The following is a 15,263-nucleotide window of genomic DNA, read 5'->3' on the forward strand; positions in this document are numbered from 1 at the left end:
CGCGGCGGTGTCCGCGGCGCCGCCGGCCGCGAAGGGCACGAGCCAGCGGATCGGCCGCGCGGGCCAGGCGCCCTGCGCGAGCGAGGGCCGCGCCATCGACGGCGCGGCGAGCATGGCGCCGAGGACGGCGCGGCGTGTCGCGGATACGGTCATTTCTGTTCTCCTCCCGGTCCGTTGCGTCTCAGGCCTTGGCGAGCCGCGCAATCTCCCGCGCCACCGCATCGCCCATCGCCTCGGTGCCGAGGCGCGTGGCGCCCTCCTCCATGATGTCCGCCGTGCGGTAGCCTTCCGCAAGCACCCGGCGCACCGCGGTCTCGATCCGTCCGGCGCGCTCGGCCTGGCCGAGCGAGTGACGCAGCAGCATCGCGCCGCAGAGGATCGAGGCGAGCGGATTGGCGATGTCCTTGCCCGCGATGTCGGGGGCGGAACCGTGCACGGGCTCGTACAGCCCCCGCCCCTCGGCGTTCAGCGAGGCGGAGGGCAGCATGCCGATCGACCCGGTCAGCATCGCCGCGGCATCGGAGAGGATGTCACCGAAGATGTTGCCGGTGACGATCACGTCGAAGTCGCGCGGCCGGCGGATCAGGTGCATCGAGGCCGCGTCGACGTACAGATGCGTCAGCTCCACCTCGGGGTAGTCGCGCCCGACCTCGCTCACCACCTCCCGCCACAGCGCCATGGTCTCGAGCACATTGGCCTTGTCCACGGAGCACAGCTTCTTCCGCCGCGCGGCCGCGGCGCGGAAGCCGGCATGGGCGACGCGGCGGATCTCGCCTTCGGTGTAGCGCATCGTGTTGATGCCGACGCGCTCCCCATTCTCGACATGCACGCCGCGCGGCGTGCCGAAATAGATGTCGCCCGTCAGCTCGCGCAGCACGATCAGGTCGACGCCTTCCAGCGCCTCCCGCTTCAGCGTCGAGGCGCCGATGAGCTCGGGGAAGGCCATCACGGGGCGGTAGTTCGCGAACAGGTCCATGCGCTTGCGCAGGCGCAGCAGCGCGTGGCCGCCGCGCTGCTCGGGCGGCCGCAGGTCGCTCTCATAGGTGCCGGCGGCGCCGAACAGCACGGCATCGGCGCGTTCGGCGAGCGCCGCGGTGGCCTCCGGCAGGGGGTCGCCCGTGGTGTCGTAGGCGGCATCGCCGATCGGCGCCTCGGTGAACTCGAATTGCGGCCCGTTGGCGGCGACGGCGCGCAGCGCCTTCACCGCCTGGCGGGTCACCTCGGGGCCGATGCCGTCGCCGGCCAGGACTGCGATATGCATGCTCGTATCGTCCTCAGGGTCAGGAATTCTCGCGTCCCATCCGCCGCTCGAAGGCGGCGATGTCCTCCTCGTGCGACAGCGTGAAGGCGAGCTCGTCCACGCCTTCCAGCAGACAATGCCGCGTGAAGGGGTCGATCTCGAAGGGATGCACCGTGCCATCGGCCCCGGTGACCGTCTGCGCTTCGAGATCCACCGTGATCTCGGCGCCGGGCCGCGCCTCGGCCTCGGCCACCAGCGACGCGACCGCCTCGGCCGGCAGCACGACGGGCAGGACGCCATTCTTGACGCAATTGATCGCGAAGATGTCGCCGAAGGACGGCGCGATCACCGCCCTGATGCCGGCGCCCTGGAGCGCCCAGACCGCGTTCTCCCGCGAGGACCCGCAGGCGAAGTTGCGCCCGCCGATGGCGATGCGCGCATCCCGCCAGCCCGCGCGATTGAGGGGGAAGTCAGGCACTTCCGCGCCATCGGCCGCGCAGCGCAGGTCGCGGAACAGGCAGGCGCCGTGGTCGCCGTCGCGCGGCATGTGCAGGAAGCGCGCGGGCAGGATCTGGTCGGTGTCGATGTTGTCGCGGGCGAAGGGCACGGCCGCCGAGCGCAGCGTGGTGAAGCGGTCCATCTGGCTCAGTTCCCCGCCAACCGGCGAACGTCGACGATGTGGCCGCTGACCGCGGCGGCGGCGGCCATGGCGGGGCTCATCAGGTGGGTGCGCACGCCCGGGCCCTGGCGGCCGCGGAAATTGCGGTTGGAGGTAGCGGCGACCCTTTCGCCGGGTGCCGCGATCTCCCCATTCGTGCCGAGGCACATGGAGCACCCGGCCTCCCGCCAGGCGAAGCCGGCCGCGGTAAAGATCCGATCGAGGCCCTCGGCCTCCGCCTGCCGCTTCACGGGCGCCGAGCCGGGCACGACCCAGGCGGTCACGCCGTCGGCAACGCGGCGCCCGCGGGCGATGGCCGCGGCGGCGCGCAGATCCTCGATCCGACCATTGGTGCAGGACCCGATGAAGACACGGTCGATGCGCAGCGCGTCGACCGGCATGCCCGGCGCTAGTCCCATATAGGCGAAGGCATCGGCCATCGCAGCGCGACGCTCTGGATCGGGCTCCTCCGCCGGGTCGGGGATGTGGCCATCGGCGGCGATGGCGTCCTGCGGCGAGTTGCCCCAGGTGACGGTGGGCGCGATGGCGGCGGCATCGATCGCGACCTCCCGGTCGAAGCGCGCGCCGGGATCGCTCGGCAGGGCACGCCAGCGCGCCACGGCGCGGTCCCATTCCGCGCCCTGCGGCGCGTAGGGGCGGCCCTTCAGGTAGGCGAAGGTCGTCTCGTCGGGCGCCACCATGCCCGCGCGGCCGCCGGCCTCGATGGACATGTTGCAGAGCGTGAGCCGCCCTTCCATGGAAAGGCGGCGGATCGCGCTGCCGGCGTATTCGATGACATGCCCCGCCGCACCCGCCCCGCCGATCGTCGCGATGATGTGCAGGATCACGTCCTTCGCCGTGACGCCCGCGCCGAGTTCGCCGTCGACGGTGATCCGCATCGTCGCCGGCTTGCGCTGCCAGAGCGTCTGCGTCGCCAGCACATGCGCCACCTCGGTCATGCCGATGCCGAAGGCGAGCGCGCCGAGGGCGCCATGCGTCGAGGTGTGGCTGTCGGGGCAGACCATCAGCAGGCCGGGCTGGCTCAGCCCCTGTTCCGGCCCGATGACGTGGACGATCCCCTGCCCCTCGTCCTGCAGGCCGAACAGGCGGATGCCGTGCTCGGCGGCGTTGCGCTCCAGCGTCTCGACCATCGCGCGCAGGGCCGGATCGGGGATGGCGGCGACGTCGCGCGTATCCGTCGGCACGTAGTGGTCGGGCGTGCCGAAGATGCGCTCCGGCGCGCGGGGCTTGAGGCCCCGGCGGCGCAGCATCTCGAAGGCGGGCTCGCTCCCGTCGTGGATCAGGTGCCGGTCGACATAGAGCAGCACCTGCCCGTCCGGCCGTTCCAGCACGCGGTGGCGGTCCCAGATCTTCTCGAACATGGTGCGCGGCGCATCGGCATCCTCGGGCGGCATGGTGACGCTCATCCTCCGGCATGGGCAGCGCGCAGCAGGCGCAGGTAGTCGCCTTCCTCCGCGCGGCGCGGGTTGGTCTGGTGGTGGTGGTCGCGCATCGCCGCGGCCGCGACTGCGGGCAGGCTATCGGCCGGGATGCCCATGGCGGCGAGGCTGACGGGCAGGCCAATGCGGCGGTTCAGCGCCGCGATCGCGTCGGCCAGTGCCTCGGCCGCCGGCGCGACGCCGACCGCCTGCGCCAGCCGGGGGATCACGCCGCGGATCTCCGGCGCGTTGAACCGCAGCACCGGCGCGAGCAGCAGCGCGTTCAGCGTGCCGTGATGCGGCCGGAGGGGCAGCGCGCCGAGCGCATGCGACAGGGCATGCACCGCGCCAAGCCCTTTCTGGAACGCGAGCGCGCCCTGCATCGAGGCGAGCATCATCTCCTTGCGCGCATCCCGGTCCGTCCCGTCCTCGACCGCGCGCGGCAAGGCCCGCCAGGCGCGGCCGAGGCCGTCCAGGGCGATGGCGTCGGCGATCGGGTTCTCGCGCGCCGAGCACAGCGTCTCGATGCAATGCGCCATCGCGTCCATGCCGGTCGCGGCGGTGAGCCCGGGCGGCAGGCCCAGCGTCAACTCCGGGTCGCAGATCGCCGCGCGCGGGATCAGATGCGGGCTGCCAATCGAGACCTTGCGCCCATCCTCGAGGATGATGAGCGCACCGCGCGAGACCTCGCTGCCCGTCCCCGCCGTGGTCGGCACGGCGACGATCGGTGCCGCGGCGGCGGTGATGCGCGCAAGGCCGCCTTCCACCACCGCATAGGGCGCAAGACGCGGCGCATCATGGGTCGCCGCGAGCGCGACGGCCTTGGCGAGGTCGAGCGGCGAGCCGCCGCCGAGTGCCAGCACGCCATCCGCGCCGGAAAACCTGTACAGCGCGACCGCCGCGTGCACCGCGGCCTCGTCCGGATTGGGCGGCGTGGCGTCGAAGACCGCCGGCACCATGCCTGCCGGAAGCACGCCTTGCAGCCGGTCCAGCAGCCCCGCTGCGCGCACTCCCGCATCGGTCACGAGGAGCGGGCGGCGGATGCCGGCGAGACGCAGTTCCTCCGCGGTCTCGGCCAGCGCGCCGAAGCCGAACTGCACGCGGTTCAGATAGACCATCAGCGCCATGGCGCGGCGCTCCCCTTCACCGCGGCGGGGCGCAGGATCCCCTGGGAATGTAGGTGGTCGGCCCGAGCGCACGCTGCGGCGGCAGGCCGGGCTGCTCGATCCGCTGCAACAGGAACCGCGCGGCCATGGCGCCGAGCACGCCGTGGTCCCATTGCACGACCGAGATCGCCGGCGCGTGGAACTCGGCAAGCTCGCTCTCCGCGCCGGCGACGACGGAGACATCCTGCGGAATGCCGAGGCCGCGGGCCTGCAGCGCTCGCAGCAGGCCCGGCAGCAGCGCGGTCCCCGCCACGAAGAAGGCCGTCGGCGGATTCGGCAGATCGAGCAGGAGTGCCGCCTGCTGCTCGGCAAAGGCGGTCGCGAAGGAGCCGAGCCGCACCAGCTCGGGATCGAGCGACAACCCGAGCGCGGCATGCGCTTCCCGCGCGCCACGGAGCCTCTCGCTGACCGGGCTGGCCACGTCCGCGCCCGAGATCACCGCGATCCGCCGGTGGCCGAGCGCCAACAGATGCGCGATCGCGGCCCGCGTGCCGGCGGCATGGTCCACCCGGACGTTGTCGAGACTCTCCGGCCGCGCGCGGTCGAGCAGCGTGACCGGCATCGGTGCCTCCCGCAGCAGCTTCAGCAGCCGGCGGTCGCGCTCGGAGGACGTGGCGATCACCAACCCGTCCACGCGACGGCGCACGAAGCTCGCGAGCAGCGCCTGCTCCCGCGCGAAGGCGTGGTAGGAGGAGGCGATGAGCAGGCTGTAGCCCTTCGCGTCGAGTTCCTGCTGCATCTGGTCCACGAAGCTCGCCAGCACCGGGACCGTCAGGTCGCGCACCACGCAGGCGAAGGTCCGGGACTGCCCGCCGCGCAGGCTCTGCGCCGCCGCATCCGGAGTGAAGCCGAGCGCGGCGATCGCCTTCTCCACGCGGTCGCGCAGAGCCGTACCGACATTCGGATGCCCGTTGATGACGCGGGAGACGGTGCCGATCCCGACGCCAGCCGCCTGCGCCACGTCGCGGATAGTCGGTTTCGCGCATCCGCCCGAGCCGCGGGACCCGGCCATGACTTTCTCCCTCGCCGCCGGCCGCGCGCCGACGACACCCGGGCACCTGTAGGTTGCGTGGCGGCGAGGAGCAAGCCATCGGGCGTTCAGCCCTCGACGCGGATGTTGCCCTCGCGTACCGCGCGGCCCCAACGCTCGGCTTCCGCGCGCAGGAAGGTGGCATAGGCCGCGGGGCCGTAGCCCAGGCTGCTGAAGCCGTTGGTGCGCAGCGTCTCCTGGAAGGCGGCCGTCTGCTGCACCTCGGACACCGCGGCGTGGATCGCCTCGGCCACCGGTGCGGGCGTGCGCGGCGCGGCGAGCAGCCCGATCCAGGCATCGGCGAGGACGGGGATGCCCTGCTCGGTCAGCGTCGGCACGTCGGGCACCAGGGCGAAGCGCTGCGCGGCCGCCACGCCCAGCATCTTCAGGCGCGGCCGCTGCGGGTTCGCGACCGCGACCGGCACCATCATGACGTCCACCTGGTCGGCGGTGATGGCGAGCACGCCGGGCCCGGCGCCCTGGTAGGGAACATGCGTCATCTCGGCACCGATCGCCGAGCGGAACACCTCGCCCGCCACGTGGGAGACGCTGGCATAGCCATAAGAGGCGTAGTTCAGCGGCGGCCGCGCCCGGCGCGCGAGTTCGACGAGCTGCTGCACATTCTCGACCGGCAGGCCGGGCCGGGCGACGAGCGCGAAGACCACGCTCGCGATGCCGCTGACGGGGACGAACTCGGCGACGTTGTAGGGCAGGCGCGGATTGGCCGCGGGCAGCACGGTGTGCGTGTCGGCCGTCGCCAGGATCAGGCTGTGCCCGTCCGCCGGGGAGCCGAGGAGGTTCTGCGTCGCGACCACGCCATTCGCGCCCGGCCGGTTCTCGATCACCAGCGGCTGGCCGAGCTTCTCCCCGAGGCCCTGCGCGATCAGCCGCGCCAACATGTCCGTCGCCCCCCCTGGCGGGAAGGGCACGACGACGCGCACGGGACGCGTCGCGCGCCACGGCGCCTGTCCCAGCGAAGGCCGCGCGAGCGCGGGGATGGCGAGCGCCGCGGCAAGCGCGGCACGGCGGGTGATGGTGATGCTCATGGTTTCCTCCTTTGTCCCGTCCTGGCCGCTCAGCGCCCGGTGAAGCGCGGCGGTCGTTTCTCGTTGAAGGCGGCGATCCCTTCCCGCCGATCCTGCGTCGGGATCAACTGGTGGTACGCCTCGATCTCGATCTGCATGCCGGTGCGCAGATCCGCCTGCAGGCCGTGATCGATGGCCTTCTTGGCCTGGCGGATGGCGACCGGGGCGTTGGCCGCGATCCGGCGTGCGGTGGCGAGGGCCTGTCCGAGCACCTCGCCCGGCGGAACCAGGCGGTTGACGATGCCCCAGGCCAGCGCTTCCTCCGCGGAGAAGGGCGCGCCGGTGAAGATGATCTCCTTCGCGCGCCGCGCGCCAATACTGCGCGGCAAATGCTGCGTGCCGCCGCCGCCCGGCATGATGCCCCGCGTCACCTCGGTGAAGGCGAAGCGGGCGCCCTGCACCGCATAGGCGAAGTCGCAGGACAGCACGAGCTCCAGCCCGCCCGCGAAGGCCGCGCCGTTCACCGCGGCGATCAGCGGAACGGGACAGGCAAGGAGCGCCCGCATCATGCGCTCGAACATGTAGTGCTGGCGCGCGAAGGCCTCGTCGTCCATGCCGTTGCGCTCGGCAAGGTCGGCGCCCGCGCAGAAGGCGCGATCGCCCGCGCCGGTCAGGACCACCGCCTGGCAGGATTGCGGCGCCGCCTCCAGCGTGCCGAACAGGGCGATCAGTTCCTCCCCCAGCGTCGTGTTCATCGCATTGGCGCGCTGCGGCCGGTTCAGCGTGACGACGAGCAGGCCCGGCTCCGGCCCCTCGACGCGCAGCGTTTCCCACGGCTTCGCCACGAGCGGATGCGTCATGCCTTCTCCTCCTCGCACGCGTTGAGCAGATGCTGGTGCTCGCCCAGGCGCGGCGCCGGCCCGGCGGGGGCGGGCCGCCGGCCATCGAAGGAGAGCGGCAGACCGACCGTGCGCGGCCCGCCGCCCGGCAGGGCGGAGACAATGCCGAGCGCGGCGGTCTGCGGATTCGCCAGCGCATGCGCAACGTCCTGCACGGGCCCGCAGGGAATGCCCGCGTCGCGCAGTGCGGCCGACAACTCGGCCAGGGTCCGCCGTTGCATCACGCCCGCCAGCAGCGGGATCAGCGCGTCGCGGTTCTCCACGCGCGCGCCGTTCGTCGCGAAGCGGGCATCCTCGGCGAGGTCGGGCAGGCCCAGCACGCGGCACAGCCGGCCGAACAACAGATCGTTGCCCGCGGCGACCAGCAGCGTACCATCGGCGGCGGCGAAGGTCTGGTAGGGCACGATGTTCGACACGCCGGAGCCGTAGCGCTGCGGCGGCGGCCCGCCGGCGAGCAGGTCGGCGACCGGCACCGTCATCCAGGCCAGCGCGGTCTCGTAGAGCGACACGTCGACCACGCCGCCGCGCCCGTCGCTCTCCCGCCGCAGCAGCGCCGAGACGATGCCGAGCGCGGCCCAGACACCAGTGCCGAGGTCGTTCAGCGCCACCGGCACGCGCGCGGGCGGGGCGCCGGGATGGCCGTTCATGTCCATCAGGCCGGAGGCCGCCTGGATCAGCGGGTCGTAGCCTGGTTCTTCCCGCCGCGGCCCAACGCGCCCGAAGGCGCCGATGTTGCACATGACCAGCGAGGGCTTCGCCGCGACGAGTTGGTCCGCGCCCAGCCCCACCGCTTCCAGTGTGCCGACCTTCAGGTTCTGCAGCACGACATCCGCGCGATCGAGGATGAGCCGCCGAAGCGCCGCCGCCGTGGCCGGGTCCCGCAGCTCCGCCACCACGCTGAGCTTGCCGCGGTTGACGGCGTGGAACAGCGCGGCGGCGCCATCGACGAAGGGCGGGCCCCAGCCGCGCGCATGATCGCCCTTCCCCGCCGCCTCGACCTTGAGCACGGTCGCGCCGAGATCGGCCAGGATGGCGCCGGCGAAGGGCCCGGCCAGGCTGTGGCCGATCTCGACCACAAAGCGCCCGGCGAGCGGCAGCGCGTCAGACATCGGCGGCCTCGGCGCAGAGCGTGGCGGCTTCCTGGACCGTCAGCCCATAGTCGCGCGTCAGGGCTTCGGGCGTGACGTAGCCATCCTTCAGGTCGTCCAGCAATCGCCCGCGGTCGCGCCGTCGCGGGTCGCCGTAGCCGCCGGCGCCGGCCGGCTGCAGCAGCACCACGTCGCCCGCATGGACGATCTCGTGGCTGCCCTTGGCGGGCACGCGCGTCACCTCGGCCCCGCGCCGCACCTCGCAGCGGAAGGTGGAGCCTGCCGCGCCGCCGAACTGGCCAAGCGGCGGATGGATGCCGCGCTCCCCGCAGGCGGTGAAGGTCGCCTCCTCATATCCCACGCGATAGACGCGGCGGGAGGTGAGCCCGCCCCGCCATTGCCCGGCGCCGCCGGTGTCCGGCACTAGGGACCATTCCTCGACCGTCAGCGGCGAGGTCTGCTCGATGATCTCGACCGAGGTGCTGCCGGCATTGCCGACATAGACGCGCACGCCGTTGACGCCGTCCTTCGTTGCGCGCGCGCCCATGCCGCCGGCATGCGGATCGATGACGCCGACATACCGCCGCCCGGTCGCCTCCACCCGCGCCTCGTCAGGATCCATGCCGCCGAACAGGCCGGAGAAGGCGCCGCAATTGCTCTGCCCCACGACGCGGTCGGGCATGGCCGGGGCGAGCGCCTTGAGCAGCAGGTCGATGATGCGCGGCGACGTCTCGGTGTTCCCCGCCACCACCGGTGCGGGGAAGCTGCAATTCACGACGCTGCCCGCAGGCGCGGCGATGGTCACCGGCCGGTAGCAGCCCTGGTTGATCGGGATGGTGACGTCCGTGATAGCCTTCACAGTGAACCAAGTGCTGTTGCAGGTGACGGACAGCGGGCAGTTGATGCCGCCGCGCGTCTGCGCGCCCGTCCCGGCGTAGTCGAAATGGATGGAATCGCCCGCCTTGGTCACCTTCACCCGCAATGGGATCGGCGCGGTGGGCCAGCCGGGCGGGCCGGAGACGGGCTCGAGTTCGTCCTCGGCTTCATAGATGCCGTCGGGGATGGCGCGGATCGCCTCGCGCATCAGGCGCTCCGAGTGATCCAGCGCGCGGCGCATGGCCTCGGCGAGCGCGGCCGGGCCATGGCGGCGCGCGATCGCGGCGATGCGACGGTCCCCCACGACGCATCCGGCGTATTGCGACTGGACGTCGAGCAGCCGCACCGCAGGGTCGCGGGTGTTCTGCAGGATGATCGTCATCAGGTCCTCGACCGGCCGGTCTTCGCGATAGAGCAGCACGGGTGGGATGCGGATGCCCTCGGCGAACACATCCCAGGTCTGGGTGGTGTAGGATCCCGGCAGCTGGCCGCCAATGTCGCTCCAGTGTCCGCGCGTCATGACGAAGGCGACGATCGCGCCATCGACGAAGACGGGGCGCGTGAACTGCACGTCAGGCTGGTGGTTGCCACCGCCGAGATAGACGTCGTTGCTGACGATGACATCGCCGGGGCGCAGGCGGTCGCGGCCGATCGCCTCGACCGAGGCGCGCGTCGAGATCACGGCGGATCCCAGCATGGTGGGGATGTCGTTGCCTTGCGCGACGAGTTGCATCTCCGCGTCGAACACGGCCGCGGAGGCATCGCCGCCCGAATGCACGATCGGGCTGCCCGCCGTCCGCATCATGGCGAGCTTCATCTCGCGCGCCGTCGCGTAGAGGCTCGAGCGGAGGATCTCGTAGGTGACGATGTCCATCACGCGGCCTCCGCCGGTGCGAGAGTGACGACGAGGAGCGCGCCGTCCGCGATCTCAGCACGGTCGCCCGGGCCGAGGACCAGGCTGCTGCTCGCCTCCTCGACCACTGCGGGCCCCGACAGCGCGAAGCCCCGAGGCAGGTCGCTACGGCGCCAGACCGGCAGATCCTGCAGCCCGCCGCCCATCGCCACCTTGCGGCGGCGCCAGGGCGAGGGTGCTGCGACAGGCTCGGCGAAGCGCAGCGGGCCGCGCCAGCCGATCTCGGCGCGCGCCTCGATGCGGATGTTGTTCAGCAGCACCGGCTGGTCGGGCTTGGTGAAGTTCCACAGCCGCTCATGCGCCTCCTCGAAGGCGGCACGGATCGCGGCCACATCGAGCGATGGCAGGTCGATGAGGATCGAGTCCGGCTGGCCGGCATAGCGGCAGTCGAGCCGGCGCCGGATGGTGCGCGGGATCGCCGGGTCGCGCGGCAGGTCGCGCGCGATCTCCGCCTCGAGCCGCGCGTAGAGATCCGAGAGCCAGGGCGGATCCACCGCGTCGAGCAGTCGCTCCACCGCCGCCTGGCGATCCGCCTGCCGGTCGGCCAGCACCATGCCGAGGGCGCTGAACAGGCCCGGCGCGGGGGGCACCACGACGCGGGACATCTCCAACTCGCGCGCCAGGTCGATGGCATGCACGGGCCCTGCGCCGCCGTAGCAGAGGTAGTCGAACCCCCGGGGATCATGCCCCCGCTCGACCGTCAGCAATCGCATCGACTGCGCCATCAGCGCGTTCGCCACCGCCCGCACCGCATGCGCGGCGTCCAGCACGCCGAGATTCAGCGGCCGCGCGAGATGCTCGCCGACCGCGGCCTCGGCCGCCGCACGATCGAGGCGGAAGGCTCCGTCGAGGAAGGTCTCCCCGTCGATATGGCCGAGCAGCAGGTTGCAGTCGGTCACTGTCGGGCGCGTGCCGCCGCGCCCGTAGCAGGCAGGGCCGGGATCCGCGCCGGCGCTCTGCGGCCCGATGCGGACGCCGCCGCCGGCATCCACCCAGGCGATGGAGCCGCCGCCGGCGCCGATGCTGTCGATGTCGATGCTCGGCGTGCGGACGGCGTAGCTGTGCAGCAGCGCCTGCGTCCGCAGTTCCGGGCGCCCGTCACGGATGAGGGAGACGTCGAAGGTCGTCCCCCCCATGTCGCCGAGGATCGCATCGCCGCGGCCGCTCGCCTCGGCCAAGCGCATGGCCGCGCTGACGCCGCCGGCAGGGCCGGATTCGAGCAGCAGAACGGGGCGTGCAGCGACCGTCGCGGCCTCTGCAAGGCCGCCATTGGATCCCATGAACAGCAGTTCGCCACCGAAGCCCTCGGCAGCCAGGCCATCGCGAAAGGCGTGGATGTAGCGCGCGCAGACCGGGCCGAGCCTGGCGTTCATCACGGTGCTGCTGGTGCGCTCGTACTCACCCTGCTGCGGGTTCACCTCATGCGAGCAGGTGATGAACAGGTGCGGCAACGCCGCGCGCAGGATCTCCGCCGCGCGGCGCTCGTGCTCCGGATTGACCTGGGCGTGCAGGAAGGCGATCGCGACGGCCTCGACAGGGCTACTGGCGATGCGGTCAGCGATCCCCCGCAACGCGGCTTCGTCCGGCGGCTCCACGACATTGCCCCGCCAGTCGAGCCGCTCCGGCACCTCGTAGCGCCAGCGCCGCGGCACGAGCGGCTTCGGATTGTCGAATTGCAGGTCATAGAGGTCGGCGCGGTCATGGCGCGCGATGCGACGCAATTCGAGAAGGTCGCGGAATCCGCGCGTGGCGAGCAGCGCGGTCGGCGCGCCGGTGCCCTCGACGACCATGTTGGTCGCCATGGTGGATCCATGGCCGATGAAGCCGACCTCCGCCGGGCTGCAGCCTGCGACCTCGAGGATGCGTCGGAAGCCAGCTATGGCGCCGATCACCCGGTCGGCGGGCGTCGTCGGCACCTTCGCGGTATGGACGCGGCCATCCTCCTCGATGAGAACGACATCCGTGAAGGTGCCGCCCACGTCGATCCCAATACGCTTCAAGTCCGTTTCCTCCCGGTGGTCTCCGCCGCCGCTGCGAAACGGTGAAACGTTTCCACAAAGGCGTCAATGCCCGTGCCCTTCGCCCGCCGGATGCGTGAAGGGCACGCCACCCGACCGGGGCGGCATGCGGCGTGCCGTCCTGGCGCGAGCCGGTCATTCCACGGTAGCGTTTGCCATGGACCTTCGATCCCATGGCGCGAGCGTGGGCGCCCTGCGCGACCACAATCTCGCGCTCGTCCTGCGCCGGATCATTGCCTCGCCGGGCTCCTCGCGCACCGAGATCGCGGCACGCATCGGGCTGACCGATGCCGCCGTGTCGCGCATCACCCGCGACCTGATCGAGGCCGGCCTGGTGCGCGAAGGCAAGGAGGTGCCAGGCGGTCCCGGACAGAGAGGGCGGCGGCAGGTCCAGCTTGCGCCCGATGGGAACGGCGCGGCCTTCGTGGCGGTCAGCCTCACCATCTCGGATCGCAGGGTCTCGATCGTCGACCTTGCCGGGCGGCGGCGCGCCGAAGCAGCCTTGCCGCTCGCCTTGCCGCGGCAATACCCGCGGCTGCTCGACGACGTCGCCACGGCCGTCCGTGGCTTGCTCTCGCGGACGAGGATCGCCCGGCCACGCATACTCGGTCTCGCGGTCGCGACGGCGGGCGCCGTGGACCAGGATTCGGGACGTGTCGCCGCCTCCTCCCTCTCCGTCCTCGAAGGCAGAAGCCCGTCTGTCGATCTCTCCGACAGGTTCCGCATCCCGGGCATCGTGGAGACGATCGGCAATACCTTCGGATTGGCGGAGGCGCACCGCGCGATGCGCGACAGCGGCGGCGACATGGCCGGCCCGAGCCTCGTGATCCATGTCGCCTTCGGCCTCGGCGTGAGCGTGATGCTCGACGGGCAGCCGGTCCGCACCGGCGGGGACGAGCGCACGGCCGGGCACGTGCCGGTCGCAGGCGGGATGGGTCGCTGCGTCTGCGGCGCGCGCGGCTGCCTGATGACCGAGGCGGCGGGCTACGGAATCCTCCGCCGCCTCTCCGGCCTGGCCGTGGATGCGCCGCGCCAGGGCTGGGACGAGATGCGCCCCGAAGCCTTGCGCGACGCCGTGGCGCGTGCGCAAGCCAGGGAAGACTCGACGGTCGCGACCATGGCAGCCGCCGGCGACCTGCTGGGGGAGCGGCTGTTCGACATCGCATCCGTCCTCGCGCCTCGGCGGATCATGCTGGGTGGCCCGCTGTCCGGCGCGCCGTCATTCGTCGCCGGCATGGAGCAAGGCCTTTCGCGCGCGCATGCACGCGTGGGCACGGAACCGCCGCCGCTGCGGGTCTCCGTCATCGACTATCTGCAGGCGACGGAACTGCTGGCGATCGAGGAGTTCGCCCTGCGCCGGCCGCTGGCATTCGCCACGGAGACCGCGGCTTGATGGGCCGCGAGCAATTAATTACCGTCGTCAAGGATATCAGATTCAGCGAGGGTTGCCGTGGAACTCATCGATCTCAGCCGCGAGATCCATCACAAGATGCAGCGGCTCGTGAACCATCCGACGATCGAGGTCTACCCGTTCAGCACGCATGACGAGAAGCGCGTGGCGGACGGCTACGAATTCTCCTCCGCGACGATGGTCCTGCACATGGGCGACCATGGCGGGACGCATGTCGACGCGCCCGTGCATTTCGACGACCGGCCGGGCGCGAAGACGATCGAGGAGATGCCGCTCGAGACCTTCTTCACCGAGGCCATGTGCCTCGACCTCACGCACATCCCGGACCGCACCGACATCACCATCGCCGATCTCGAGGCGGCGGAGCGCAAGGCAGGCGTGACCATCCAGCCGAAGGACACGGTCCTGCTCTACACCGGCTTCTACAAGCGCGCGGCGGGCACGGATGGCTACATCACCGACTTCCCGGGCCTGACGAAGGACAGCGCGACCTGGCTCGGGCGCAAGGGCATCACCGCCTTCACCGTCGAATCCGTCAGCCCCGGGCGGCCGGGGCGGAATAATTTCGAGGTGCATCACGTCTGCCGCGACCTCGGCTTCACGCACTACGAGGGCGTGGTGAACCTCGACAAGGTCGTCGGCCGCGGGCGCTTCCGCTTCATCGCCTTCCCGCTGCGCATCCGCGCCGGCACCGGCAGCCCCGTGCGGGCCGTGGCCTGGTTCCCGTGACGGAGGAAGCGGCCTGGGCGCTCGACGCGACGGACCTAGCCGCCGCCTACAGGTCGGGCCGGCTCGATCCCGTTGCGACGCTCGAGTCATGCCTGCAGCGGATCGCGGCGACGAACCCGGCGCTGAACGCGATCGTGACGCTGGATGCGTCCGGCGCGCGCGCGGCCGCGGAAGCGAGTGCCACGCGCTGGCGGTCCGGCACGCCGATCGGTCCCTTCGACGGCGTGCCGGTCACTGTGAAGGACAACCTGTTCGTCGGCGGACTCCGCGCGACCTGGGGCAGCAACCTCCACCAGGACCATGTCGCGCCGCGGGACGACATCCCGGTGGCCAGGCTGCGCGCCGCCGGCGCCGTGATCCTCGGCAAGACCAATACGCCCGAGCTCGCGCTCGCCGGCTTCACGAAGAACCCGATATTCGGCTCGACCGGAAATCCCTGGGCACCGGATCGCCAGCCGGGCGGATCGAGCGGCGGCGCCGTCGCAGCGGTCGCGGCGGGCATGGGGCCGATTGCCGTGGCGACCGACGCCGGCGGCTCGCTGCGGCGCCCAGCGGGGCATGCGGGTGTCGCGACGATCAAGCCGACGCCGGGCCGCGTGCCGCGCCGATGGGGCTTCCCGCCCCTCGCCGCGGATTTCCAGGTGATCGGCCCGATCGCGCGCAGCGTGCGTGACCTTCGCGCGGCGCTCGCCGTGATGGGCGACGCGCGGCCCGCGGCGCCGACGCCCGCCCGGCTTCGCATCCGCGCGGTGCGGCGTTGCGGCGCGGCAC

At 72.0% G+C, this 15,263-nt stretch carries 13 protein-coding genes; 3 read left to right on the plus strand and 10 right to left on the minus strand.

Annotated features, from left to right (window positions below; all coding sequences use genetic code 11):
* Nucleotides 1-181: 181 nt before the first annotated feature.
* The 10 genes from leuB to HW577_RS10175 all read right to left on the minus strand — a co-directional run bounded on the left by leuB (nt 182) and on the right by HW577_RS10175 (nt 12,313).
* Entirely contained in the window at nt 182-1,261 is a 1,080-nt protein-coding gene (gene leuB / locus HW577_RS10130) for a 3-isopropylmalate dehydrogenase (RefSeq protein ID WP_198376020.1), read from the minus strand.
* Nucleotides 1,262-1,280: 19 nt separating this feature from the next.
* Entirely contained in the window at nt 1,281-1,880 is a 600-nt protein-coding gene (leuD, locus tag HW577_RS10135; RefSeq protein ID WP_198376021.1) for a 3-isopropylmalate dehydratase small subunit, read from the minus strand.
* A 5-nt stretch (nt 1,881-1,885) separates the two neighbouring features.
* Nucleotides 1,886-3,313, minus strand: coding sequence for a 3-isopropylmalate dehydratase large subunit (gene leuC, locus HW577_RS10140; RefSeq protein WP_232474826.1), 1,428 nt, complete (start codon nt 3,311-3,313; stop codon nt 1,886-1,888).
* A gap of 8 nt (nt 3,314-3,321) precedes the next feature.
* A complete protein-coding gene (locus HW577_RS10145) occupies nt 3,322-4,464 on the minus strand; it encodes an iron-containing alcohol dehydrogenase (protein ID WP_198376023.1) in 1,143 nt (380 codons plus the stop codon).
* A 16-nt stretch (nt 4,465-4,480) separates the two neighbouring features.
* Nucleotides 4,481-5,515, minus strand: a complete 1,035-nt coding sequence (locus HW577_RS10150; protein WP_198376024.1) for a LacI family DNA-binding transcriptional regulator — start codon at nt 5,513-5,515, stop codon at nt 4,481-4,483.
* An 86-nt stretch (nt 5,516-5,601) separates the two neighbouring features.
* Nucleotides 5,602-6,579 carry a tripartite tricarboxylate transporter substrate binding protein gene (locus HW577_RS10155; RefSeq protein ID WP_198376025.1) on the minus strand — a complete coding sequence of 326 codons (978 nt, stop codon included), beginning with the start codon at nt 6,577-6,579 and terminating at the stop codon, nt 5,602-5,604.
* A gap of 29 nt (nt 6,580-6,608) precedes the next feature.
* Nucleotides 6,609-7,418, minus strand: a complete 810-nt coding sequence (locus tag HW577_RS10160) for an enoyl-CoA hydratase/isomerase family protein (protein WP_198376026.1) — start codon at nt 7,416-7,418, stop codon at nt 6,609-6,611.
* A complete protein-coding gene (locus tag HW577_RS10165; RefSeq protein ID WP_198376027.1) occupies nt 7,415-8,566 on the minus strand; it encodes a CaiB/BaiF CoA transferase family protein in 1,152 nt (383 codons plus the stop codon). Before HW577_RS10165 ends, HW577_RS10160 begins: the two co-directional genes overlap by 4 nt.
* Nucleotides 8,559-10,295, minus strand: coding sequence for a hydantoinase B/oxoprolinase family protein (locus HW577_RS10170; RefSeq protein WP_198376028.1), 1,737 nt, complete (start codon nt 10,293-10,295; stop codon nt 8,559-8,561). The genes HW577_RS10165 and HW577_RS10170 overlap by 8 nt, the downstream gene beginning before the upstream one ends.
* On the minus strand, nt 10,295-12,313 hold the full coding sequence (locus tag HW577_RS10175) for a hydantoinase/oxoprolinase family protein (RefSeq protein WP_332837611.1): 2,019 nt from the start codon (nt 12,311-12,313) through the stop codon (nt 10,295-10,297). Before HW577_RS10175 ends, HW577_RS10170 begins: the two co-directional genes overlap by 1 nt.
* Here HW577_RS10175 and HW577_RS10180 point away from each other — a divergent pair.
* The 3 genes from HW577_RS10180 to HW577_RS10190 all read left to right on the plus strand — a co-directional run.
* Nucleotides 12,213-13,745 carry an ROK family transcriptional regulator gene (locus HW577_RS10180; protein ID WP_332837608.1) on the plus strand — a complete coding sequence of 511 codons (1,533 nt, stop codon included), beginning with the start codon at nt 12,213-12,215 and terminating at the stop codon, nt 13,743-13,745. The two genes, HW577_RS10175 and HW577_RS10180, sit on opposite strands and share 101 nt — an antisense overlap.
* A 57-nt stretch (nt 13,746-13,802) precedes the next feature.
* A complete protein-coding gene (locus tag HW577_RS10185) occupies nt 13,803-14,492 on the plus strand; it encodes a cyclase family protein (RefSeq protein WP_332837610.1) in 690 nt (229 codons plus the stop codon).
* Nucleotides 14,489-15,263: amidase (locus HW577_RS10190; RefSeq protein WP_198376030.1), on the plus strand; the 775-nt coding region annotated here is incomplete at its 3' end. The genes HW577_RS10185 and HW577_RS10190, both read left to right, overlap by 4 nt.

Source organism: Neoroseomonas rubea, from assembly GCF_016106015.1.
Taxonomy (GTDB): Bacteria; Pseudomonadota; Alphaproteobacteria; order Acetobacterales; family Acetobacteraceae; genus Neoroseomonas; species Neoroseomonas rubea.

Excerpts from the sequence above, each read along its gene's own strand:
- HW577_RS10165 (WP_198376027.1), bottom strand. The coding sequence starts at position 8,566 with ATGTCTGACGCGCTGCCGCTCGCCGGGCGCTTTGTGGTCGAGATCGGC.
- HW577_RS10160 (WP_198376026.1), bottom strand. The coding sequence starts at position 7,418 with ATGACGCATCCGCTCGTGGCGAAGCCGTGGGAAACGCTGCGCGTCGAG.
- leuB (WP_198376020.1), bottom strand. The coding sequence starts at position 1,261 with ATGCATATCGCAGTCCTGGCCGGCGACGGCATCGGCCCCGAGGTGACC.
- HW577_RS10145 (WP_198376023.1), bottom strand. The coding sequence starts at position 4,464 with ATGGCGCTGATGGTCTATCTGAACCGCGTGCAGTTCGGCTTCGGCGCG.
- HW577_RS10155 (WP_198376025.1), bottom strand. The coding sequence starts at position 6,579 with ATGAGCATCACCATCACCCGCCGTGCCGCGCTTGCCGCGGCGCTCGCC.
- HW577_RS10170 (WP_198376028.1), bottom strand. The coding sequence starts at position 10,295 with ATGGACATCGTCACCTACGAGATCCTCCGCTCGAGCCTCTACGCGACG.
- leuC (WP_232474826.1), bottom strand. The coding sequence starts at position 3,313 with ATGCCGCCCGAGGATGCCGATGCGCCGCGCACCATGTTCGAGAAGATC.
- HW577_RS10150 (WP_198376024.1), bottom strand. The coding sequence starts at position 5,515 with ATGGCCGGGTCCCGCGGCTCGGGCGGATGCGCGAAACCGACTATCCGC.
- leuD (WP_198376021.1), bottom strand. The coding sequence starts at position 1,880 with ATGGACCGCTTCACCACGCTGCGCTCGGCGGCCGTGCCCTTCGCCCGC.
- HW577_RS10180 (WP_332837608.1), top strand. The coding sequence starts at position 12,213 with ATGGCGCCGATCACCCGGTCGGCGGGCGTCGTCGGCACCTTCGCGGTA.